The sequence below is a fragment of the Microcoleus sp. LEGE 07076 genome (genome assembly GCF_015207455.1).
Taxonomy (GTDB): Bacteria; Cyanobacteriota; Cyanobacteriia; order Cyanobacteriales; family Microcoleaceae; genus Microcoleus.
The window spans coordinates 34,005-55,773 of record NZ_JADEWV010000001.1 but is presented as its reverse complement, the minus strand read 5'-3'; the positions used below and the strand labels follow the sequence as shown (position 1 = coordinate 55,773).

Below are 21,769 nucleotides of genomic sequence, written 5' to 3'. Positions count from 1 at the left end.
TCGGCCAATAAGTCTTGAATAAATTTAGTTTTTTGCCAAAATACTTGTAAAAACTGCTAGCGTCAATGAGGGCGGGAGCCCTGTACTCGCACAATTTTGCTTCTGGCTGCAAAAACTTATCCCGCCGGCGAGACGCCCCGCAGGCCACTGGCAAATATCTGTGTAAATTGTGCGGCGCCTGTTCCAGAAGGCAATCGAGATCGGCAGTATGATTAAATTATAGAGAGTTGAACCCGCGATCGACCATCTTGCCCTTTCAACCAATTTTCGGACATGATCGAAGACGAAGACAGAAAAACTGCGGTCACAAACAAGTCGGTTCTAGAGCAGATTAACTCGCTCAAACGCGAAGATGAAAGGCTTTATAATATCTTAGCGATCGATGTCTGGGCCCTAGCCAAGACGATGGATGAATATCAACCGGGATTTTGGTCGGCTTTTATGAAAAACCGTGAGAAGGCTCTGAAGCGATTTTTAACCGAAGTGATGAAAAATAAATCTGCAGATAGTAAACGTCCGCCTTTTCTGCGCTGAAGATTGGCTGAAGTTTTGATGTAAGATCGAACTATAGCACCGACTCAAAAACTCTGAGCAAGTTCATCACTTACAATATGAAAACAGTGAGGGCTCTGCCCAGAAAGGTATGTAGGTGAATTAAGAATCCTCGTCTGTTCGCAGGGGGGGGGAATGTCAAATATTTTTGTAAATAGTAGCAAAGGCAGAAAACAATGGATGCACAGACAATCAAAGAACGCGTAGCAGAGATCGAGATCAAGCGGGAATCTCTCCTGCTGCTGTTGGACCGCTCGGACTTGGGAGCTCTGAGAATCGATGTCAGTCAGGCGATCGAGGAAATTGACGATTTGTTAGAAGAATTTAAGCGTACTTTTAACAGTTAAGTCGTCATTAGTCATTGGTCATTAGTCATTAGTCATCAGTCATTAGTCATTAGTCATTAGTCATTAGATCGTAATCTGTTTTGCATTTAATTTGTATCGTTGGGGCTGACAGGATGCGTCGGTATCAACAAGCTTATTTAACCCGGAACCCGCCAGGGGTTTCAACCCCTAGCGGATTGTGGGAAAGCGGGTTGTTAAGTGGGCACTAAGTATCAGATGCCCACCCACACAAGTTTAAATAAACACAACTGTGAAAATTAGATGCGCGACAGCTTAACTAATGACTAATGACCAATGACCAATGACTAATGACCAATGACCAATGACCAATGACTGATGACTAATGACTAATGACGCTTGAGGGCCCGCACGCACCATCCACCGCCCCTACTGACTAACAACTAACAACTAACAACTAACAACCAACAACTAACAACTAACAACTAACAACTAACAACTAACTCAAAGCCATATCCATCAAAATTTGTTGGGAACTCACCTCCGGGTTATTCGCAGGCGGCCGCCGCTGAGAATAGTGTCCTCCAGATTGCAAATCCCAAGCTTGGCGGTTGTCCGCCAGCATCACGCCCAAAATTTCTTGTAACTCCATCACTATAGTCGGATCTTCCACTTGGACGATCGCCTCAACCCGTCTTGTGAGATTGCGCTGCATCCAGTCAGCAGAACCAATATACACCTCTTCGTCGCCACCGTTGAAAAAATAAAATATCCGCGAGTGCTCTAAAAAACGGCCGATAATACTGATAACTCGGATATTTTCGCTGACACCTTCAACGCCAGGACGCAAACAGCAAATCCCCCGCACAATCAAATCAATTTTCACTCCCGCTTGCGAAGCTTCGTACAAAGCAACAATAATTTGAGGGTCAACTAAAGCATTCATTTTAGCGACAATCCGGCCGCAGCTATCCGTGCCATTTTCGGCATTCAAGCGGCAGAATTCTACCTCGCGACGGATTAAAGCTAAAAATCGATCGCGCATATTGACCGGCGCAACCAACAATTTTCGATAAGATACCTGTCGCGAATAACCGGTTAAATAATTAAACAAGTCCGTCAAATCCGCACCCAAATCTTCGCGACAACTCAACAAACCCACATCCGTATACAGTCCAGCCGTTTTCGGGTTATAATTTCCCGTGCCGATGTGGACGTAGCGACGAATAAATCCGTCCTCGCGGCGCACTACCATCACAATTTTTGTGTGGGTTTTGAGTCCGACCAAACCGTAAACAACGTGGACTCCAGCTTGTTCTAACTTGCGAGCCCAATTAATGTTATTTTCTTCGTCGAACCGGGCTTTGAGCTCTACTAAAACGGCTACTTGCTTGCCGTTTTCCGCTGCTTCAATCAAAGAACTGACGATCGGCGAATCTCCAGAAGTGCGGTACAAAGTCATCTTAATCGCTAACACGGAGCGATCGCGCGCCGCCTCAGTAATAAACCGCTGCACCGTCGCGGTAAACGAATGATAAGGATGGTGCAGCATCACATCTCCCTGGCGGATCGTCGTGAAAATATCCTCACCATCCTCGATATCCAACATCGATTTGCCTAAAACTATTGACGATTGCGAGTTCCGCAAGCGTGGCGGCACCACCGGAGTCCAGGGGGTGTCTTTCAGTTCCGGCACTGGCAGCCCGACCAAAGACATCAAATCCTTGAGGCCTAGCAGCCCCTCTACCACGTAAACATCCTGCTCGCCGAGATCCAACTCATCTCTGAGCATATCTCGCACAGCAGGCGGCATAACCGCTTGAATTTCCAGGCGCACCGCAGAACCTGTAAACCGGCGCTTGCGGAGTTCCTGTTCTATAGCTAGCAACAAATCCTCCGCCTCATCTTCCTCCACGGTCAAATCCGCATTGCGAGTAATGCGGAACGGGTGATATTCCTGAATGTCCATCCCCGGAAACAAAGCCTCTAAATTGTGAGCGATTACCTGTTCCAGAGGTACTCCCGTCCACACAGAAGACTTGCCTTTTTGCTGCCACTGCAAATCCTCCGGTAGTGGCAAAAATCGGGGCAGCACCTGCGGTACTTTGACGCGGGCAAACAATTCCTCTCGGGTGTTGGGGTCTCTGACAACTACTGCTAGATTGAGGCTGAGGTTGGAAAGGAACGGGAACGGATGGCTGGGGTCAACGGCTAGGGGTGTGAGTACGGGAAATACTTGTTCTTTGAAGTAGCGGTGCAAGTAATTCCGCTGTTCTTGATTGAGGTCGATGTAGTCGAAAATGTGGATGCCGTTTGCTGCTAATTTCGGCCGCAGGGTTTGGTCAAAATAGGCGTGTTGCTGAGTCACCATCGGCAAAAGTCGCTTGTTGATTGCATCTAGCTGTTCTTGGGGCCTCTTGCCGTCGGAGGTCAATTTGCTGACTTTTGCTTCTACTTGCTGTTTGAGCGCCGCTACTCGCACCATAAAGTATTCGTCTAGGTTTGAGCTAAAAATAGCCAGGAATTTGAGTCTTTCTAGGAGCGGCGTGCGGGGGTCGAGGGCTTCGTGGAGCACGCGGTTGTTGAACTCCAGCCAGCTTTGTTCTCGGTTGAAGTAGTATTCGGGGTCGCTGAGGTTGATTTGGGGCTGGTTTTTGGCGGGGGTCTTTTTTGGCTTGGACATGGTTCGGGAGTCTTGGGGAGGCTCGGTGGTATCTGTACAATTTAGTATTGCAGCAGTATTGCCGTAGCGGCTCCGCAGCGGGCGATCGAATTCGCGGGCCAAGACATACAAAACCCGATCGAACCCGGGGCTTGCCTGTGGAAAACCCCTAACTATAGCAGGAGGCAGTTCGGCTTGAGGAAGAGGCAATAATAGCCATGATTTGAACACTCGAAAATGCCCGCTCGCGTTGTGGCGGTTGCTATAAAATCAGCAGTTTCAACTAAGGACGCGCTGATTTCTCGGCACTGCGTATACAAAAATAAGACCTCTTGCAAAAGTCAAATTCACCCCCCGCAAGTCCCCCCGGACGCGGGGAGAAACAAGAAGAGACCTCTTGCCTCAGTCCTTTTCATCAATTGAGCGGACGATGCTCGGAGCAACGTCCCACAAGAAAAATAACTCTTGTGGGACGTTGCTCCGAGCATCGTCCTAACTATTTTTGCAATTACGTCTAATAATCTTGTCCCCTCCCCGAACTCGCGGGGAGGGTTGGCGTGAGGTGCACTGTATTTTTGCAAGAGTTCTATACAGTAAAAATACAGTGGGGTGCGGGAACATCACATCTCCCCCACATACCGCACCCCACACCCCCTCCGGCCCGACGCGCCAGAAAGAAGCAAAAGTTAACACAAACAAAGCAACTGCTTGCGCTCGCGAGATCCCCGCCTCTGATAAACTTGATGGCTGGGAGTGCTCTAGAGCACAGGCAAGCATCAGCATTTGGGAGGATATAGTTCGTGGACAATGTAATCGGTTTAGAGATTATCGAAGTAGTCGAGCAGGCAGCCATCGCCTCCGCTCGCTTGATGGGCAAAGGCGAAAAAGATGAAGCCGATCGCGTAGCCGTAGAAGCCATGCGCGAGCGTATGAACAAAATTCATATGCGCGGCCGCATCGTGATCGGCGAAGGCGAACGCGATGACGCACCCATGCTTTACATCGGGGAACAAGTAGGTATTTGTACTCGCGAAGATGCCAAAGATGTCTGCAATCTAGATGAATTGATCGAAATTGACATCGCTGTTGACCCCTGCGAAGGTACTAACTTAGTTGCTTACGGTCAAAACGGTTCGATGGCAGTTTTGGCAATCTCGGAAAAAGGCGGTTTGTTTGCGGCTCCGGATTTCTACATGAACAAATTGGCGGCTCCTGCGGCTGCTAAAAATCATGTAGATATTCGCAAGACGCCAACCCAAAACCTCAAAATCATCTCAGATTGCCTAGGTCGCAGTATTGAAGATTTGGTGGTGGTGGTGATGGATCGCGATCGGCACAAAGGTTTAATTAAGGAAATTAGGGAAGCGGGTGCAAGAGTTCGGCTGATCAGCGACGGCGACGTTTCGGCAGCAATTTCTTGCGCGTTTTCTGGTTCCAACATCCACGCACTTATGGGTATTGGCGCTGCACCAGAAGGTGTGATTTCGGCAGCGGCAATGCGCTGTTTGGGCGGTCACTTCCAAGGTCAGTTAATTTACGATCCGGCTGTTGTCAAAACTGGTTTGATCGGTGAAAGCAAAGAGAGCAATCTCGCCCGTCTTAAAGAAATGGGCATCACAGATCCAGACAAGATTTATAATGCTGAAGAGTTGGCATCTGGCGAAACTGTGCTGTTTGCAGCTTGCGGAATTACTCCCGGAACGCTGATGGATGGAGTTCGGTTTTTTGGCGGCGGCGCTCGTACTGAAAGTTTGGTAATTTCTTCTCAGTCGAAGACGGCTCGGTTTGTGGATACAATCCATATGTTTGACCAGCCGAAATCTCTGCAATTGAATTAGTCATTAGTTAGCGGTTAGCTGTTGATGAGTGTTGACTGTTGACTGTTGACTGTTAACAGTCACCCGTGATTGGTAATTAGCGATAAACTAAGAACTAATAACAGGTGACTGTTAACAAGTAAGAAATAAATAGTGACAAATCACAGATATGAATATTGCAGTCGTAGGTCTCAGCCACAAAACAGCGCCGGTTGAAGTTCGCGAAAAGCTGAGCATTCCAGAACCGAAGATTGAAGCGGCGATCGCCCAATTGCGCGGCTACCCCCACATTCTTGAAGTTGCCATCCTCAGCACTTGCAACCGCTTAGAAATTTATATTGTTACCAGCGAGTCGGAACCTGGTGTGCGAGAGGTGATTCAGTTCCTTTCCGAATGCAGTAAAGTTTATGTGCAGTCTTTGCGCCCTCACCTGTTTATTTTGCTGCACGAAGATGCGGTGATGCACTTGATGCGAGTTGCTTCGGGCCTCGATAGTTTGGTGCTCGGAGAAGGACAAATTTTGGCTCAGGTGAAACAAACTCACAAACTAGCCCAGCAGTACAAAGGTGTCGGCAGAATTTTAGAGCGTTTGTTCAAGCAAGCTCTCACAGCAGGGAAGCGAGTTCGCACCGAAACTAGCATCGGTACGGGTGCGGTTTCGATCAGTTCGGCGGCGGCAGAATTGGCTCAATTGAAAGGTCAGCATTTAGCAAGCAGCCGCATTGCGATTATCGGTGCCGGTAAAATGTCGCGGCTTTTGGTGCAGCATTTGCTCTCGAAAGGCGCTAGCCATATTGCGATCGTCAACCGCTCTGTGCGGGGGGGTCAGGAGCTAGCAGACCAGTTTAAAGAGGCACAATTGCACCTGTATCTGCTCTCGGAAATGATGCAGGTAATTGCAGATTCTGATTTGGTTTTTACCTGTACGGCTGCTACAGATCCGCTGTTAAATAAAGCTAAGTTAGAAGCTGTTTTAGACTTGAGCCGCCCTTTGATGTTGGTGGACATTTCTGTACCGCGCAACGTTGATTCGGATGCGAAGGAACTCGCTAATGTGAAGTCGTTTAATGTAGACGACTTGAAGGCCGTGGTAGCTCAAAATCACGAAAGCCGCCGCAAAATGGCAATGGAAGCTCAGGGCCTGCTGGAACAGGAAGTGGGGGCTTTTGATGTCTGGTGGCGAAGTCTGGAAACTGTTCCTACTATTAGCTGTTTGCGGGATAAGATAGAATTGATTCGGGAACAAGAGTTAGAAAAAGCTTTGTCGCGTCTGGGCTCTGAGTTTTCAGAGAAACATCAAGATGTGATTGAATCTTTAACCAGGGGGATTGTGAATAAGATTTTGCACGATCCGATGGTACAGTTGCGCGCTCAGCAGGATATTGAGGCGCGCAGGCAAGCGATGCAGACTTTGCAAACGCTGTTTAATTTGGATGTGGATGTCAATCAGCAGTACAGCTAGTTGGTCATTAGTCATTAGTCCAACGTCATGTTTTGCTGTCCCCACTGGCGAACTTTATTAGTCATTGGTCGCTTGTTATTGTTGAAGATTATTAATGATTCCCAACTAATGACTAATGACTGCTGACTAATGACTCTTATAAACTAATGACTAATGACTCTTATAAACTAATGACTAATGACTATTAAGCGAATTTATCAATTAATTTTAGGGCTGGTAGGGCTGTGGTTATTTTTTGAGTTTTGCTCCCGCATTGCGGCAGAAATTCTCTGGTTTGAGGAAGTTGGATATCTTCAGGTTTTGCTGTTAAAGCTGAAAACTCAAGGGTTGCTGGGGACGATCGCAATTATTGTTTCTTCTGCCTTTTTGTTCGGAAATTTGGCTTTAGCTCGCCGCCTGGAACATCCGGCACAGGAAACAAAATCGCCGGTGGCGACGGCGCTATTCGCTTCACTGATGGGGAACAAAACGGGAAAGAATTACGAATCACCTGTTGCTAAATCTCCAATTAGTTTTTCGTGGCTGCTGTTGGCGGTATTCGGATTGAGTGCGATCGCCACTTTGACGGTAATTCACTGCGGGCTGTTAGCTGCAAACAGCCTCACCTATCTCGGTATAGGGGGCAATTTGCCTCCAATACCCGTACAGTTAGGCATTGAGTCAATCCAGCCTGGGGCGGTGCAGCTATTTTCTGAGTGGTGGCAGTTGGGCTTGCTGCTGGGGACAATCTTGGCTGTAGCAGTTAAGCCGGATTTTTGGCTGCGGGCGATCGCTCTTTTTCTCAGTTTGGCGATCGGGCTAATTGCCGTCAGTAGCTGGACAAAAGTCTTGCAATATTTCCGCCATGCTGATTTTAACACGACTGACCCTATTTTTAACCACAATATTAGTTTTTATGTATTTGTTTTCCCAATTTTGGAGTTGCTAAACTTAGGGCTGACAGTTGTATTTTTGTACGGTTTAGTATCTGGCGCTTTAACATATTTGCTGTCGGGAAATAGCCTGAGTAAAGGCATATTCTTGGGGTTTTCGCGATCGCAGCAGCGGCACTTGTACGGCTTAGGTGGAGCTTTCATGCTAGCCACCGCACTCCGGTACTGGCTGGGGCGCTACGCGTTGATGTACTCGCGCGGAGACGTTACCTACGGGGCGAATTATACTGACGTGACAGTGCGGTTGCCCGTCTACGGATTGTTGAGTATTTTGGCGCTGGCGATCGCACTTTTGATGCTGTACCAGGTTGGGCAATTCAAAATTAAAAATAAACTGATAAAACAGATTATTTTAACGTGGCTGAGTTTGAGTTTTTTGGGAGGTTGGCTGCTGCCAAAAATTGTGCAGCAACTGATAGTCAAGCCCAACGAATTAGCGCGAGAACAGCCGTACATCCAGCGCAGCATTGCCTTTACTCAAGAAGCTTTTGACCTCAAAAAACTCGAAATCAAAACTTTCGATCCAGCCGGGAAACTGACATATAAAGATTTAGAAAAAAATCAACTGACTGTTAGCAACATCCGGCTGTGGGACAAGCGACCGCTGCTGCAAACTAACCGACAGTTACAGCAAATCAGACCTTATTATACATTTCCTGATGCGGATATCGATCGCTACACGATCAAAAACAAAACAGCAAAAAAGGGAGATACTGAAAGCCAGCAAGTAATTCTGGCGGCGCGGGAACTAGACTATACAGCAGTTGCGCCGGAAGCTCAAACTTGGGTGAACGAACATCTGGTGTACACTCACGGTTACGGCTTTACTCTTTCTCCGGTAAACACAGTCGGTGTCGGCGGTTTACCCGATTATTTTGTTAAAGATATTGGAGTTGCAGCCGAGACAGGAGAAACTGCTTTAGATGTAACTAGCGATCGAGTTCGGGTGAGTATCCCGATCGGCAATCCGCGCATTTACTACGGCGCAGTCACAGATACAGACGTGATGACACCCACACAAGTCAAGGAATTTGACTATCCCAGCGGCGAAGAAAATGTTTACAACAATTACAGCGGTAGAGGCGGAATTGCGATCGGTTCTCTGTGGCGACGCTGGCTGTTTGCTGGGTATCTCAAAAATTGGCAAATGGCGCTGACTCGCAATTTTACGCCCGAAACTAAATTGTTGTACCGCCGCAACATTAACAAAAGAGTCCGGGCGATCGCTCCTTTTTTGCGCTACGATTCAGACCCGTATTTGGTAGTAGCAAACGCCAATCTTAATAAAGGTGATATAGAAAAAAATAACAATAATAACATTGGCAAAAAAAATCAGCAGGCTTCGTCAAAAACTAATAATCCTCCTAACTATCTTTACTGGATTATCGATGCCTATACAGCGAGCGATCGCTACCCGTATTCCGATCCGGGCAAAAACGAATTTAACTACATCCGCAACTCCGTAAAAGTAGTCATTGACGCTTACAACGGATCAGTTGAATTCTATGTTACCAATCCCTCAGACCCGATTATCGACAGTTGGATTCGGATCTTTCCCGGAGTCTTCAAACCCCTTGACAAAATGCCTCCAGCTATCCGCAAACATATTAGATATCCCATAGATTTGTTGAGCTTTCAATCGGAACGCTTGCTAACTTATCACATGGAAGATCCGCAAGTATTTTACAATCGGGAGGATTTGTGGCGAGTTCCCAATGAAATTTATGGCAGCGAACAGCAGGCGGTAGCACCTTACTATTTGATTACGAAACTGCCGACGGAAACTTCCGAAGAGTTTATTTTGCTGCTCCCATTTACACCAGTAAGTCGCAACAATTTAATTGCTTGGATTGCAGGGCGATCGGACGACGAAAATTACGGAAAATTGCTGTTATACCAGTTTCCCAAACAGCGATTAGTTTACGGGCCGGAACAAATAGAAGCTTTAATTAATCAAGACCCGGTTATTTCGGAACAAATATCTCTCTGGAATCGCCAGGGATCGAAAGCAATTCAAGGAAATTTATTAGTCATTCCAATTGAACAATCTTTGCTGTACGTAGAACCTCTTTATTTAGAAGCAGAGCGCAATAGTTTACCAACTTTAGTTAGAGTTATTGTTGCCTATGAAAACCGCATCGTCATGGCCGAAAATCTGGACTTGGCACTCAAGGCACTTTTTCAAGAAAAGTCTATCAATAAACCGGCAATTATTCGGCCTGTAGAATCAACAGCCCCGGCTGTGAATTGATGGGGGATATGTATATAGCCTTTCTCACAAAGATGAGGTGCTAGGAGTGGGAATTGGGAATAGGGAATTGGGCCTAAAAGCATCGGGCCTAAAAGCATACCTCACCTTTGTGAGAACCGCTATATATAGCCTTTCGATATCTCATATGAGGTGCCGCTGGCATCCGTGGGCATAGGCCAAACCGGGCATACGGTATATAGTAGACAAGATTGCAAAAATCCTTTTAATCAAATTTTGGGACGATGCTCAAAGTCCATCCCACAATAAAAAAAGATTTTTGTGGGATGGGCACTTTCGGAGCGGGTCCTAACTATTTTTGCAAGAAGTCTGGTATATGGTAAGCTGTTGCGGCATTTAAACTGTATGTCACAAAAAAATAAAATTATTCGGGCCCTGAATCTGCAATGTTTATTTGCGCGACAGCTTATACCTCACCAAGCTTGAGAACCGCTATATAAATTTGTGTTAATAAAGGCGGGACGACTGTGATTTTTAATAATAAATACTTGTATTAAAATCTCAAATTATGCTTGAGTTTTTGCTTCACTAACAATTGGCGGCGGCCGTTGAGAAAAAAGTTCATAAATTGGCAATTACCAACCGGGAAACAGTTATGCAAAAGTCAAAACATCTACATTTTTCAATACAATTGGTTTACTTTGCTGACGATAAACTGTAACAGTTTCTAAGTCTTTGAGTGTCATCCTACTGATTGTTCCTTGGCCGAAAAGGAGTTGCCGCAGCTACAGCTTTGGGCTGCATTGGGATTGTGGAACCGGAAACCTCCGCCCATCAAGTCTTCTGAATAATCCAAGGTGAGCTCGTCGAGATATTTTAAGTGCTGGGGGTCGATCGCAACTCGGACACCTTCAGACTCGCATACAGCATCTTCCGGGCCTGGTGCATCTTCAAAACCCATAGTATAAGATAAACCGGAGCAGCCGATCGACTCCACGCCCAGACGAAAGAAAGCATTGGGGTTGGAATGCTTTGACTTGAGGCGCTTTACTTCTGTGGCTGCTGTTTGAGTCAGATGAATCATTAATTTTATTGGGTTATTGGTTATTGGTTATTTGTTATTGGTTATTTGTTATTAGTTGGGGGTTATTAGTTCAGTCCTGCACGGGTGTCTAATGCCTCCAGGACTATGGTTATTAATCGATGCGAATAACCAATAACCAATAACAAATAACTAATAACTAATAACTCATTACCAGTTTAGATGGTTACTTCGCCTTTGTGGCTGCTGTTTGAGTCAGATGAATCATTAATTTTATTGGGTTATTGGTTATTTGTTATTGGTTATTTGTTATTAGTTGGGGGTTATTAGTTCAGTCCTGCACGGGTGTCTAATGCCTCCAGGACTATGGTTATTAATCGATGCGAATAACTAATAACTAATAACCAATAACCAATAACTAATAACTCATTACCAGTTTAGATGGTTACTTCGCCTTTTCTGTGCGGGCGTAATCGTCTTGAAAGCGGACAATATCATCTTCTCCGAGATATTCGCCGTTTTGTACTTCAATTAAAATCAGGGGAATAACTCCCGGATTTTCCAGACGGTGATTGATGCACTGGGGAACGTAGGTAGATTGATTTGTAAACAAAACTTGTTCTGTTTCACCGCAAGTAACTTTTGCGGTACCACAAACTACGATCCAGTGTTCGCTGCGGTGGTGGTGCATTTGCAGGCTGAGGCGGTGTCCGGGCTTAACTTCGATGCGCTTAATTTTATATCCCGGGCCTTCTTCAAGGGTGGTAAAGGAGCCCCAAGGGCGCAATTCTGTAGCGGCTATTCCGTTGGATGCTGCTGATGCCAGCAGAGTAGATATTTGAGAAATTTCTTGAGTTTGTACCATGATTTTCACTCCTTGAGGATTGTTTGCGGAATCCTGTGGTAAACGACGTTGGGTTTTGAGGCCAGCTAATTTGTTGTAAAAATCGCAGCCCACCCGCGCGGACGAGTTAGCGAACTCTACACTTTTACCGATAAATCTTGTCAGCCCGATCGACCCGCCTTAATAACCATAGCAAAATTACCCTAGCTGTTGTCACCCGGTATTCGATCGAACTTACCAATCTACATCAACTCTTCACAGAACTTAAGCATTTCAACATAATTGTGATTAGTCACGCAGTCAAGGCCGCGTACAGAATCTCACAATTGCTGTGGATTTAACCAGGGCGCGCCCTGGCCCCGCAAGCTACGGCTTTTTTTAGATCGAAGGACGGTTAACTCTAATCAATTTACCACTCAAAGTATCCAGGGTAGAAATAGCATCATTAATTCGGGTCGCCTGTCTTTCCCAGTTGTTATCTTGAGTACAAATAATAATACCAGCATGGTCGGGTTGCGATCGATGCAGTCGAATAAAATCCCCTCGATTGAGAGTCAAAACTGCTCGCTCATTACTCGCTGCAAAAGCCAATACATCCTCATCAGGAATTCCTAATCCTGCGTTTCCGGCTTCTTGAACTGTTAAAACATCGTGACCTAAAGGTCGCAGAAACTCAACTACTGGCAACGGATACTGTTCGTCTGCATAAATTCGTGCCATGTTTTAGGCTTCCTCATTTTCTTTAATTGCTAGTTCAATTTCGTCTGGGTAAGCATCAGCATAAGCCCAAGCATTGACTAAATCAGCCGCAGTCAAATGGGGATAGCACTTAAAAAGTTCAGCATCGCTGCATCCGAGACGGCGATAACCCACAAGTACCCAAACTTGTATGCGAGTATTGCCAACACAGGCATCGCCGCCACACACGCCGGGAGTCTTTTTAATGCCTATAGCACCAGTGCTTAAGGTTTGAAGTAAAATTTCTATAGCCGCTGCTTTATCGGCTGAATTTAAGGAGGCTAGATCGATTTTTAATTCGGTGAGTGTCATAGTTTATTCCTATTTATTGGGGAATATATGTTTAATATTTTAGCTTAAATCTAGATTTGGCGATAGCCCAAGCCCCGCAAGCTACGGCTTTTTTTCACATCGAAGGACGGTTAACTCGAATCAATTTACCGTTCAAAGTATCCAGGGTAGAAATAGCATCATTAATTCGCGTTGCCAGCCTTTCAAAATTCGGGTCTTCCGTGCAAACAACAATACCACTATGGTCAGAGTTTTGAATGTGTAATCGCATGAAATGACGGCGATTTCGCGTTAAAACTGTTCGGTAATTGCTCGCAGAAAAAGCTAACACATCTTCGTCAGGAATTTGAAGATTTGCATTCCCTGCTTCCCTCGCTGTTAATACATCGTGACCCAAAGCCCGCAATAATTCTACGACTGCTAGCGGGAAGTTTTCATCTGTGTAAAAACGTGCCAACTTTTAATAAACCTCGCTTTCTTCCATAACTTCATCATTTTCTTTAATTGCCTGTTCAATTTCCTCTGGATAAGCATCAGCATAAGCCCAAGCATTTACCAAGTCAGCGGCGGTTAGATCGGGAAATGATTCTAGGATGATAGCATCGGAAGCACCTAAACGTCGATCGCACACCAGTGACCAAACTGGTATGCGAGTATTGCCGATACAAGCATCGCCTCCGCACACACCGGGAGTTTTTTTAATGCCTAGAGAACCGTTGGTTAAAGTTTGAGTTAGGATGCTGATGAGTTTAGCTTTATCAACGGGATTTAAGGTTGAGACTTGAGTTTCTAATTCTTGTATAGTCATAAGTGCGATCGATCGGATCTGAATATATTAGTTAGATTATAGCAAATTTGCGCCATGTTTTAGGCTGCCTCATTTCTAGCGATCGCAGCTTCAATTTCCTCTGGGTGTGCCTCAGCATAAGCCCAAGCATTCGCCAAATCCGCTGCACTCAAATGAGGAAAGTCTTGCAAAATTCGCACATCATTTGCACCCAGAAGGCGATAATTTACCATCGACCAAACAGGTATGCGAGTCTTAGCAATTCTAGCATCGCCGCCACACACGCCCGGAGTTTTTTCGATTCCTTGCCAAGTATTGCTTAAACTTTGGACTAATAGCTGTATTGCCTGAATTTTTTCAGCGGGAGTTAAGGCAAGGAGTTGTTTTTCTAATTCTTTCAGTAGCATTATTTACAATCTCAATCATTTTTTCTAATTGTTTGTTCAATTTCGTCTGGGTAAGCATCAGCATCAGCCCAAGCATTTATCAAGTCAGTGGCGGTGCGATCGGGAAATGATTCTAGAATTATAGCATCGGAAATACCTAAACGTCGATCTCACACCAGCGACCAAACTGGTATGCGAGTATTGCCGATACAAGCATCGCCTCCACATAGCCCAGGAGTCTTTGACTTGTGATATAATCTCATATATGTAGTCAACTCTTCCAAGTAGTTATGAGTTTAACAGCCAAAATACAAGAAACTAAAAAAATATTAGATGCTCAAGATTACAACAAGGAAGAACACAAAAGTTTAATATTAGACAAGTTTACAGATACCCCTTGTATTCATGTTTCAGGGTATGACAGAAAAACCCAGTATGGCTATACGACAAATGTAAGATCGCACTTTCGTTCAACTTATACGGGAGAATTTCCTCTAGATATTGAATTTTCTGATGAGTATTTTAAAAAAGGCGAAAAATACTCACCAGGGGAATCAGAAGAACACCGAGAAGGCAAACGATGGATAGCTGAAAAGGTAGAAGAATTATCGAAAGGTTTTTTATCCAAAGAAATTTTGGAGTTTGAAAAGTTACTTAAACTGGAAAACGGCAAATATAGAATCTGCGATGTAGCTTTTAATTTTCCTGGCGGAGAACTTTTTGTTTTTGAGTGTCAATTATCTGCAATTACTCCAGAAACGTTAGAGTCACGGTCTGAAGATTACCGCAGTTTAGGTGTTACTTTTGACTGGTTGTTCGGAAAAAGTGCCCATACAAATGATAATATTAGTTGGTATTATAACTATTTTGGCAAATATCCCTACATTTTAAATTTTGAAAGAACCATACAAGACTCGGAGATTACATAAATGAAAATTTCCTTAAACACTCATTTCTTAAATTTAGGTAATTTAGAAATACAAGCTACTCGTGACGAGACAACATTAAATGTAGTTAAGGAACCACTTTGGATTGAAAAACCTATTGATTGGTGCGTTCCATTTTTAAAACACTCTATTGTATATAAATCTAACTTTTTAGAATTTAGTGACTTACTTTTTGACGATCTTGGTTTTTTAAGGACTCTTTATAAACAAGAAAAGATTCACGGTGTAATTAAGTATCTAGAGAGATTACACCAAAATTATTATTATAATTTTTGTAATGAGGATAAAAAAAAGAATGGCGTGTACGAACCATCAGTAGTTAACTTATGTTTTTATTGTACTGTTTATCAATTAATACAAAATCAATGGGTTAAGAGTTGGGAATTTTATGAGCTAGATAAAAAGCAAACTAAAGCTGTGTTATCACTTTCGTCTGTCGAAGCATTAAAAAAGTATTGCATGAAGCTGATTTGCGAATTAACATCCAATTATCATGAAGTCAAAAGAATTGATTTAAAGTTAAGTCTAACACATACAGGTAACGTGACTTATTTTGAAGACTTGAAACCTTTAGATCGTGATGTATTTTATATTGATACCCAAAAATTAGTTTTAAATTTGTTTCAAGTATGGGGGAGTTTAAATTATCAACAAATATTGAGAGGACTTAAAATCTCTGATAAACCGCAAGCTGTTTGTAGTGAGATTCAAACCTTAGAAAAAACCGGAATAATCAAGAGGACTGCTGGGTTAAAAATTAAGGATGGTCATTGGGAATTGGGAGAACTTAGTAACATAGACAATCTCCCTATGTACAAAAAAGAACAGGTGCAAATCTTAGACCAAAACAGAATCATAGCAACTAAACTTAGAGCTAGGGAGCTTACCTTAAGGTAGATTTATATACACCCATCTTCACTGGCTATTTGAACCAAACCCTTAGCTTGCGGGGCGGGACACCATCGCCCATCTCCACCGAACAGCGAAAAATGTGATATAATGTCAATTAAAAATATAAATAATCAACAATTATGCAATTAGAAGATTACTTTAAATTTTCAACACCAGAAGATATCCGCATCAAAGGAACCCGCGTCGGTATCGAACACATTCTCTACGAATACATCCACCGCGGCCAAACTCCAGAAGCCATAGCTCAAAAATTTCGGACAGTGACGATGGCTCAAGTTTATGCTACGATTTTGTACTATCTGGAAAATCCAAAAACTGTAGGTAAATATGTAGGAGATTGGTTAGAATATTGCCTCAAAGCTGAAGCTGAATACGATCGCAATCCATCACCTTTTGTCTTGAAAATGCGTCAGCTTAAAGAGCAAAATCAGAAATCTCAACAACTGGATCGAGTTTATTAATGAGTGTTAAATATCTGTTAGACGAAAATATCGATATATCAGTTATAAGAGCTGTATACTCTGCTCTCATGCAATTCCTCTTCTTGGCTAAACTCAGCTAATTCCTTGAGAATTTCACGGCGCTTAACACTACGCTGCTGTTTGTATGCGATCGCACTTGCCAAACTAATCCGCCGCTGGTTTCCTACTTTTCCATAGGTAATTTCCCCGTCATCGTTTCTTCAACAGTCATATCTTGCTCAATCGGCACTAAAGATACTGCTTTATCAGCCGCCATCAAATGTGCAGCTTGACACAACAATTGATAGAGAGATTCAGGAAGTGCGATTTCTTCCCCGCCCACTTCCACAAGTTTTACTTTTAATGTCTCAGAATCACCATTTTCTATCTTGATGCTTAACATTTTATCCAACAACTTGATAGCAATTGTTTCTGCTTCTGTCGGTAAAACCGGATCTAGGAGTATTGTTTTCCCGTTCATAAAAATGATGCAAGATGTCAGTTTAAATCCTAATTATTTCTCTCTCTTCTCTGACTCTGCGTTCTCTGCGTTCTCTGCGGTTAAATCATTCCAATCTAGACGCGCTAATAATTAGATATTTTTTCAGCATAAATATTTAGCCCAGAATTCCTAACACTTAACTCATCGATTGTAACTATTTTTGCACGATCGATCGCACTAGCTTTAATTTTTTCGCGCACCTACCCAATGTAGTAGATCCACATATAATAAATGATACTAGATCGATCGCCATCCCGCGCTCTGCTCTAGAGCGCAATTTTTTGATCACTTTGAGAGACTTATCCAAATGAATAGCAACGGATTGCCACAAAAACAAGGCCTGTACGATCCCCAGTTCGAGCACGACGCTTGCGGAGTCGGATTCATTGTACACGTCAAGGGTAACAAATCTCACGAAATAGTCGAACAGGCACTGACAATTCTACTGAATCTCGACCACCGAGGTGCGTGTGGCTGCGAGCCCAATACCGGAGATGGCGCGGGCATTTTGATGCAAGTGCCCCACAAGTTTCTCAAGAAAGCAGCCGCAGCCGAAAACATCGAACTTCCAGAAGTCGGCGAGTACGGCGTTGGTGCAATTTACTCATCGCGAAATCAGACGGAACGGGAAAACGGCAAACGCATTTTTGCCGAAATCGCAGCCGAAGAAGGCTGTCCCCTGCTAGGTTGGCGCGATGTCCCCACGGATAATTCATCCCTGGGCGATACCGCCAAAGCCAGCGAACCCTTCATGCAGCAAGTGTTCGTCAGCCGCCCCGCAGCTATGGACGAGGCGGCTTTCGAGCGGAAACTTTACGTGATCCGCAAACGCGCCCACAACGCCATCCGCAGGACGGAAGTAGACCCCTACTGGTATAATTCCACACTCTCCTGCCGGACGATCGTCTACAAAGGAATGTTGATGCCGGTGCAAGTGGGAGATTACTATCCCGAACTGCACGACCCCGACATGGAAAGCGCCTTAGCCCTGGTTCACTCGCGCTTCAGCACCAATACTTTTCCGAGTTGGGAACGATCGCACCCTTACCGCTACATCGCCCACAACGGCGAAATCAACACGATGCGCGGCAACATCAACTGGATGCACGCGCGGCAATCGATGTTCGAGTCGGAACTTTTCGGAGACGATTTAAAGAAAATCCCGAATTTAATCAACATCCAAGGTAGCGACTCGACAATTTTTGACAATGCTTTGGAATTGCTGTATTTGGCCGGGCGTTCTTTACCCCACGCCGTGATGATGATGATTCCCGAACCTTGGACAGCCCACGAGTCGATGAGTGACGAGAAAAAGGCTTTCTACGAATACCATTCTTGCTTGATGGAACCTTGGGATGGGCCGGCTTCGATCGCATTTACCGACGGAACATCGATCGGCGCTGTACTCGATCGCAACGGTTTGCGTCCTTCCCGTTACTGCATCACCAAAGATGACTTAGTAATTATGGCATCGGAAGCGGGAGTTTTGCCGATCGCCCCAGAACAAATTCTCTCAAAAGGTCGCTTGCAACCGGGCCGGATGTTCTTAGTTAATACAGCAGAAGGCCGCATCATTTCTGACGAGGAAATTAAACATCAAATCGCTTCGGAACATCCGTACCGCGAGTGGATTGATAAACACATGGTAGAAATTGCCAAACTACCAGATGCGGAAGTAGTGGCAGAATCTCAACCCGAAACTTTATTGCAGCGGCAAATGGCTTTTGGCTACACCTTTGAAGAACTGCGGATGCTGTTAGCGCCGATGGCAAACAATGGGGTGGAAGCTGTCGGTGCGATGGGTGCGGATACGCCGCTTGCTGTTTTATCGAACAGGCAAAAGTTGCTTTACGAATATTTCCAGCAACTTTTTGCTCAAGTTACGAATCCGCCGATAGATTCGATCCGCGAAGAGATTGTCACTTCTGCGGAAACGACGATCGGATCTGAACGCAATTTGCTCAAGCCTGAACCAGAAAACTGTCATTTAATTGAGTTGAAAACACCAATTCTCAGCAACGAAGAACTGGCGAAACTAAAACAGGTAAATCAGGGTAATTTCAAGTCTATTACTATACCGATTTTGTTCGATCCCAAAACTGGTGTAAAAGGTTTGGAACAGGCGTTAGAAGATGTTTTCGCAGCCGCAGACAGTGCGATCGCCTCTGGGGTGAATATCATCATTTTGTGCGATCGGGGAATCAATGCCGAAAATGCCCCGATTCCGGCGCTGCTAGCAGTTGCAGGCTTGCACCACCACTTGATCCGCCAAGGTACGCGGACGCGGGCGGGACTGGTGCTCGAATCCGGCGAACCGCGCGAAGTTCACCATTTTGCAACTTTAATCGGCTACGGTTGCGGTGCGATCAATCCGTATTTGGCTTTTGAGACGATCGCAGATTCGATTCGCGAAGGTTTGCTGGTAAACGTTGATACCAAAACAGCTTGCAAAAATTACGTGAAAGCCGCAACCAAAGGTGTGACCAAAGTTGCGTCGAAAATTGGGATTTCCACAATTCAAAGTTACCGCGGCGCGCAGATTTTTGAGGCGATCGGCTTAAACAAATCCGTAGTCGATAAATACTTCACTTGGACAGCATCGCGAATTGCCGGAGTTGGCCTCGAAGTCATCGCCCAAGAAGCGATTTTACGCCATACCCACGCCTTCCCCGATCGCCCATCCAGCGGACACACCCTCGATGTCGGCGGCGAATATCAATGGCGCAAGGAAGGCGAAGCCCACTTGTTCAGTCCGCAAACAATTCACGCCCTGCAACAAGCCGTGCGCGAAGGAAGTTACCCGCTTTTTCAAAAGTATTCCGGGCTGGTTAACGAACAAAATCAACAGCATTTCACCCTTCGCGGTTTGTTGCAATTCAAGCAGCGAGAATCGATTCCGATTGAAGAAGTCGAACCAGTTGAAGCTATTGTCAAACGCTTCAAAACCGGGGCGATGAGTTACGGTTCAATTTCCCAAGAAGCCCACGAATCTTTAGCCGTGGCGATGAACCGCATCGGTGGTAAATCGAACACTGGTGAAGGTGGCGAAGATCCCGATCGCTATACTTGGACAAACGATCGCGGTGACTCAAAAAACAGTGCGATCAAACAAGTTGCTTCCGGGCGTTTCGGCGTTACCAGCTTGTATTTATCCCAAGCGCGGGAACTCCAAATCAAGATGGCGCAAGGGGCAAAACCCGGAGAAGGCGGACAATTGCCTGGTAAAAAAGTATACCCGTGGATTGCCAAGGTACGCAACTCGACTCCGGGTGTGGGTTTGATTTCGCCTCCGCCTCACCACGACATTTATTCGATCGAAGATTTGGCCGAATTGATCCACGACTTGAAAAATGCCAACCGGGAAGCGCGGATTAGCGTCAAACTCGTGTCGGAAGTGGGAGTTGGGACGATCGCGGCTGGGGTTGCGAAAGCCCACGCCGATGTCGTACTGATCTCCGGCTACGACGGCGGTACCGGCGCGTCGCCGCAGACTTCGATCAAACACGCCGGTTTACCTTGGGAGTTGGGATTGGCGGAAACTCACCAAACCCTGGTACTCAACAATCTCCGCAGCCGGATTGCGGTGGAAACCGACGGACAACTGAAAACCGGCCGCGATGTAGCAATTGCTGCATTGCTTGGTGCTGAGGAATTCGGTTTTGCGACTGCACCGCTGGTAACTTTGGGCTGCATTATGATGCGGGTTTGCCATCAAAATACTTGTCCTGTGGGCGTTGCGACACAAGATCCCCTGTTGCGGAAAAACTTTACGGGAGATCCGCAACACACGGTAAACTTTATGACTTTCGTCGCCCAAGAAGTCCGCGAAATCATGGCGCAATTGGGCTTCCGCACGCTGAATGAAATGGTGGGGCGCACCGATGTTTTGGAAGCGCAACAAGCGGTGGAACACTGGAAGGCTAAGGGTTTGGACTTCTCGAACATCCTGTATCAGCCGGAAGTTGGGGCGGATGTCGGGCGCTATTGTCAGATGGCGCAGGATCACGGTTTGTCCAAGTCGATCGATCTCAGTGTACTGCTGGATTTGTGCAAAAGTGCGATCGAAAACCGCGAACCAGTCAAAGCAACTCTGCCAATTACCAACATCAACCGCGTTGTCGGCACAATTCTCGGCAACGAAATCACCAAACGCCACTGGGAAGGTTTGCCCGACGACACCGTGCACCTGCACTTCCAAGGCAGCGCGGGGCAAAGCTTTGGCGCATTCGTACCCAAGGGAGTCACCCTAGAGCTCGAAGGCGAAGCCAACGACTATCTGGGCAAAGGCCTCAGCGGTGGCAAAATCGTGCTGTACCCGTCGGCAGCTTCTACCTTTGTCGCAGAAGAAAACGTAATTGTCGGCAACGTAGTGCTTTACGGAGCCACCGCTGGCGACGTTTTCATCCGAGGGATGGCGGGCGAACGTTTTGCGGTGCGGAATTCCGGCGTCAACGCAGTAGTCGAAGGTGTGGGCGATCACGGTTGCGAGTACATGACTGGCGGCAAAGTTGTAGTTTTGGGCGCGACCGGGCGCAATTTTGCAGCGGGAATGAGTGGCGGCGTTGCTTACATTTTGGATGAAGCGGGGGATTTTGCAACTCGCTGCAATATGTCGATGGTGGATTTGGAAAAACTGGAGGATGCTGAGGAGATTAGCGATTTGCGGGAGTTAATTCAGACTCATTTCGATTTGACTGGAAGTGCGAAAGCATCGAAGGTTTTGGCAAATTGGGAGTCGATGCTGCCGGTGTTTGTGAAAGTGATGCCGCGGGATTATAAGCGGGTATTGCAGGCCATTGAAAGGGCGATCGCATCGGGTTTGAGCGGTGATGATGCGCTGACGGCGGCGTTTGAAGAAAATGCTCGCGATGTCGCTCGAATTGGGGGTAGTTAGGGTTCTGCGTTAGAATTCTACTCATG

General features: G+C 45.6%; 18 protein-coding genes and 1 pseudogene. 9 read left to right on the top strand and 10 right to left on the bottom strand.

Annotated elements, in window-relative coordinates; translation table 11 throughout:
* Positions 1-273 precede the first annotated feature (273 nt).
* Both IQ270_RS00280 and IQ270_RS00275 read left to right on the top strand, forming a co-directional pair.
* Positions 274-534: a hypothetical protein gene (locus IQ270_RS00280; protein WP_193970823.1), complete on the top strand. Its 261-nt coding sequence runs from the start codon at positions 274-276 to the stop codon at positions 532-534.
* Between the two features lie 194 nt (positions 535-728).
* A complete protein-coding gene (locus IQ270_RS00275) occupies positions 729-899 on the top strand; it encodes a hypothetical protein (protein ID WP_193970821.1) in 171 nt (56 codons plus the stop codon).
* A 457-nt stretch (positions 900-1,356) separates the two neighbouring features.
* On the opposite strand, the gene ppk1 is transcribed toward IQ270_RS00275, so the two are convergent.
* Positions 1,357-3,540, bottom strand: a complete 2,184-nt coding sequence (ppk1, locus tag IQ270_RS00270; protein ID WP_193970898.1) for a polyphosphate kinase 1 — start codon at positions 3,538-3,540, stop codon at positions 1,357-1,359.
* A gap of 779 nt (positions 3,541-4,319) precedes the next feature.
* On the opposite strand from ppk1, the gene glpX reads away from it, so the two are divergent.
* The 3 genes from glpX (at position 4,320) to IQ270_RS00255 (ending at position 9,981) form a co-directional block, all read left to right on the top strand.
* Positions 4,320-5,357 carry a class II fructose-bisphosphatase gene (glpX, locus tag IQ270_RS00265; RefSeq protein ID WP_193970819.1) on the top strand — a complete coding sequence of 346 codons (1,038 nt, stop codon included), beginning with the start codon at positions 4,320-4,322 and terminating at the stop codon, positions 5,355-5,357.
* Positions 5,358-5,505: 148 nt separating this feature from the next.
* Positions 5,506-6,798, top strand: a complete 1,293-nt coding sequence (locus IQ270_RS00260) for a glutamyl-tRNA reductase (protein ID WP_193970817.1) — start codon at positions 5,506-5,508, stop codon at positions 6,796-6,798.
* A gap of 177 nt (positions 6,799-6,975) precedes the next feature.
* A complete protein-coding gene (locus IQ270_RS00255; protein ID WP_193970815.1) occupies positions 6,976-9,981 on the top strand; it encodes a UPF0182 family protein in 3,006 nt (1,001 codons plus the stop codon).
* Positions 9,982-10,681: 700 nt separating this feature from the next.
* Here the strand turns inward: IQ270_RS00255 and IQ270_RS00250 are convergent.
* The 8 genes and pseudogenes from IQ270_RS00250 to IQ270_RS00215 all read right to left on the bottom strand — a co-directional run.
* Positions 10,682-11,023: an iron-sulfur cluster assembly accessory protein gene (locus IQ270_RS00250; protein WP_193970813.1), complete on the bottom strand. Its 342-nt coding sequence runs from the start codon at positions 11,021-11,023 to the stop codon at positions 10,682-10,684.
* 403 nt (positions 11,024-11,426) lie between these two features.
* Complete coding sequence (locus tag IQ270_RS00245; RefSeq protein WP_193970811.1) at positions 11,427-11,846, bottom strand: phosphomannose isomerase type II C-terminal cupin domain; 420 nt, start codon at positions 11,844-11,846, stop codon at positions 11,427-11,429.
* A gap of 357 nt (positions 11,847-12,203) precedes the next feature.
* Complete coding sequence (locus IQ270_RS00240) at positions 12,204-12,545, bottom strand: DUF5615 family PIN-like protein (protein WP_193970809.1); 342 nt, start codon at positions 12,543-12,545, stop codon at positions 12,204-12,206.
* Between the two features lie 3 nt (positions 12,546-12,548).
* Entirely contained in the window at positions 12,549-12,875 is a 327-nt protein-coding gene (locus IQ270_RS00235) for a DUF433 domain-containing protein (RefSeq protein ID WP_193970807.1), read from the bottom strand.
* Between the two features lie 94 nt (positions 12,876-12,969).
* The gene (locus tag IQ270_RS00230; protein WP_193970805.1) at positions 12,970-13,311 is read right to left on the bottom strand and encodes a DUF5615 family PIN-like protein; all 342 of its coding nucleotides are present in this window, start codon (positions 13,309-13,311) and stop codon (positions 12,970-12,972) included.
* 3 nt (positions 13,312-13,314) lie between these two features.
* Positions 13,315-13,662 (bottom strand): DUF433 domain-containing protein, encoded by a 348-nt coding sequence (locus IQ270_RS00225; protein WP_193970803.1) that lies wholly within the window; start codon positions 13,660-13,662, stop codon positions 13,315-13,317.
* 59 nt (positions 13,663-13,721) lie between these two features.
* A complete protein-coding gene (locus IQ270_RS00220) occupies positions 13,722-14,048 on the bottom strand; it encodes a DUF433 domain-containing protein (RefSeq protein WP_193970801.1) in 327 nt (108 codons plus the stop codon).
* Positions 14,049-14,059: 11 nt separating this feature from the next.
* Positions 14,060-14,272, bottom strand: a pseudogene (locus IQ270_RS00215) (DUF433 domain-containing protein); the annotation flags it as partial.
* A 45-nt stretch (positions 14,273-14,317) separates the two neighbouring features.
* On the opposite strand from IQ270_RS00215, the gene IQ270_RS00210 reads away from it, so the two are divergent.
* The 3 genes from IQ270_RS00210 (at position 14,318) to IQ270_RS00200 (ending at position 16,347) form a co-directional block, all read left to right on the top strand.
* Positions 14,318-14,956, top strand: a complete 639-nt coding sequence (locus IQ270_RS00210; protein WP_193970799.1) for a hypothetical protein — start codon at positions 14,318-14,320, stop codon at positions 14,954-14,956.
* Positions 14,957-15,871 (top strand): hypothetical protein, encoded by a 915-nt coding sequence (locus tag IQ270_RS00205; protein WP_193970797.1) that lies wholly within the window; start codon positions 14,957-14,959, stop codon positions 15,869-15,871. It begins immediately after the preceding gene.
* A gap of 134 nt (positions 15,872-16,005) precedes the next feature.
* On the top strand, positions 16,006-16,347 hold the full coding sequence (locus IQ270_RS00200; RefSeq protein WP_193970795.1) for a DUF433 domain-containing protein: 342 nt from the start codon (positions 16,006-16,008) through the stop codon (positions 16,345-16,347).
* A gap of 184 nt (positions 16,348-16,531) precedes the next feature.
* Here IQ270_RS00200 and IQ270_RS00195 read toward each other — a convergent pair whose 3' ends face one another.
* Positions 16,532-16,828, bottom strand: a complete 297-nt coding sequence (locus tag IQ270_RS00195; RefSeq protein ID WP_193970793.1) for a hypothetical protein — start codon at positions 16,826-16,828, stop codon at positions 16,532-16,534.
* Between the two features lie 328 nt (positions 16,829-17,156).
* Between IQ270_RS00195 and gltB the strand changes: the two genes are divergently transcribed.
* Entirely contained in the window at positions 17,157-21,743 is a 4,587-nt protein-coding gene (gene gltB / locus IQ270_RS00190; RefSeq protein WP_193970791.1) for a glutamate synthase large subunit, read from the top strand.
* The last annotated feature ends 26 nt before the right edge of the window (positions 21,744-21,769 follow it).

Coding starts and splice junctions, on each gene's coding strand:
- IQ270_RS00280 (WP_193970823.1), top strand. CDS start 274: ATGATCGAAGACGAAGACAGAAAAACTGCGGTCACAAACAAGTCGGTT.
- IQ270_RS00275 (WP_193970821.1), top strand. CDS start 729: ATGGATGCACAGACAATCAAAGAACGCGTAGCAGAGATCGAGATCAAG.
- ppk1 (WP_193970898.1), bottom strand. CDS start 3,540: ATGTCCAAGCCAAAAAAGACCCCCGCCAAAAACCAGCCCCAAATCAAC.
- IQ270_RS00260 (WP_193970817.1), top strand. CDS start 5,506: ATGAATATTGCAGTCGTAGGTCTCAGCCACAAAACAGCGCCGGTTGAA.
- IQ270_RS00255 (WP_193970815.1), top strand. CDS start 6,976: ATGACTATTAAGCGAATTTATCAATTAATTTTAGGGCTGGTAGGGCTG.
- IQ270_RS00250 (WP_193970813.1), bottom strand. CDS start 11,023: ATGATTCATCTGACTCAAACAGCAGCCACAGAAGTAAAGCGCCTCAAG.
- IQ270_RS00245 (WP_193970811.1), bottom strand. CDS start 11,846: ATGGTACAAACTCAAGAAATTTCTCAAATATCTACTCTGCTGGCATCA.
- IQ270_RS00240 (WP_193970809.1), bottom strand. CDS start 12,545: ATGGCACGAATTTATGCAGACGAACAGTATCCGTTGCCAGTAGTTGAG.
- IQ270_RS00235 (WP_193970807.1), bottom strand. CDS start 12,875: ATGACACTCACCGAATTAAAAATCGATCTAGCCTCCTTAAATTCAGCC.
- IQ270_RS00225 (WP_193970803.1), bottom strand. CDS start 13,662: ATGACTATACAAGAATTAGAAACTCAAGTCTCAACCTTAAATCCCGTT.
- IQ270_RS00220 (WP_193970801.1), bottom strand. CDS start 14,048: ATGCTACTGAAAGAATTAGAAAAACAACTCCTTGCCTTAACTCCCGCT.
- IQ270_RS00210 (WP_193970799.1), top strand. CDS start 14,318: ATGAGTTTAACAGCCAAAATACAAGAAACTAAAAAAATATTAGATGCT.
- IQ270_RS00205 (WP_193970797.1), top strand. CDS start 14,957: ATGAAAATTTCCTTAAACACTCATTTCTTAAATTTAGGTAATTTAGAA.
- IQ270_RS00200 (WP_193970795.1), top strand. CDS start 16,006: ATGCAATTAGAAGATTACTTTAAATTTTCAACACCAGAAGATATCCGC.
- IQ270_RS00195 (WP_193970793.1), bottom strand. CDS start 16,828: ATGAACGGGAAAACAATACTCCTAGATCCGGTTTTACCGACAGAAGCA.
- gltB (WP_193970791.1), top strand. CDS start 17,157: ATGAATAGCAACGGATTGCCACAAAAACAAGGCCTGTACGATCCCCAG.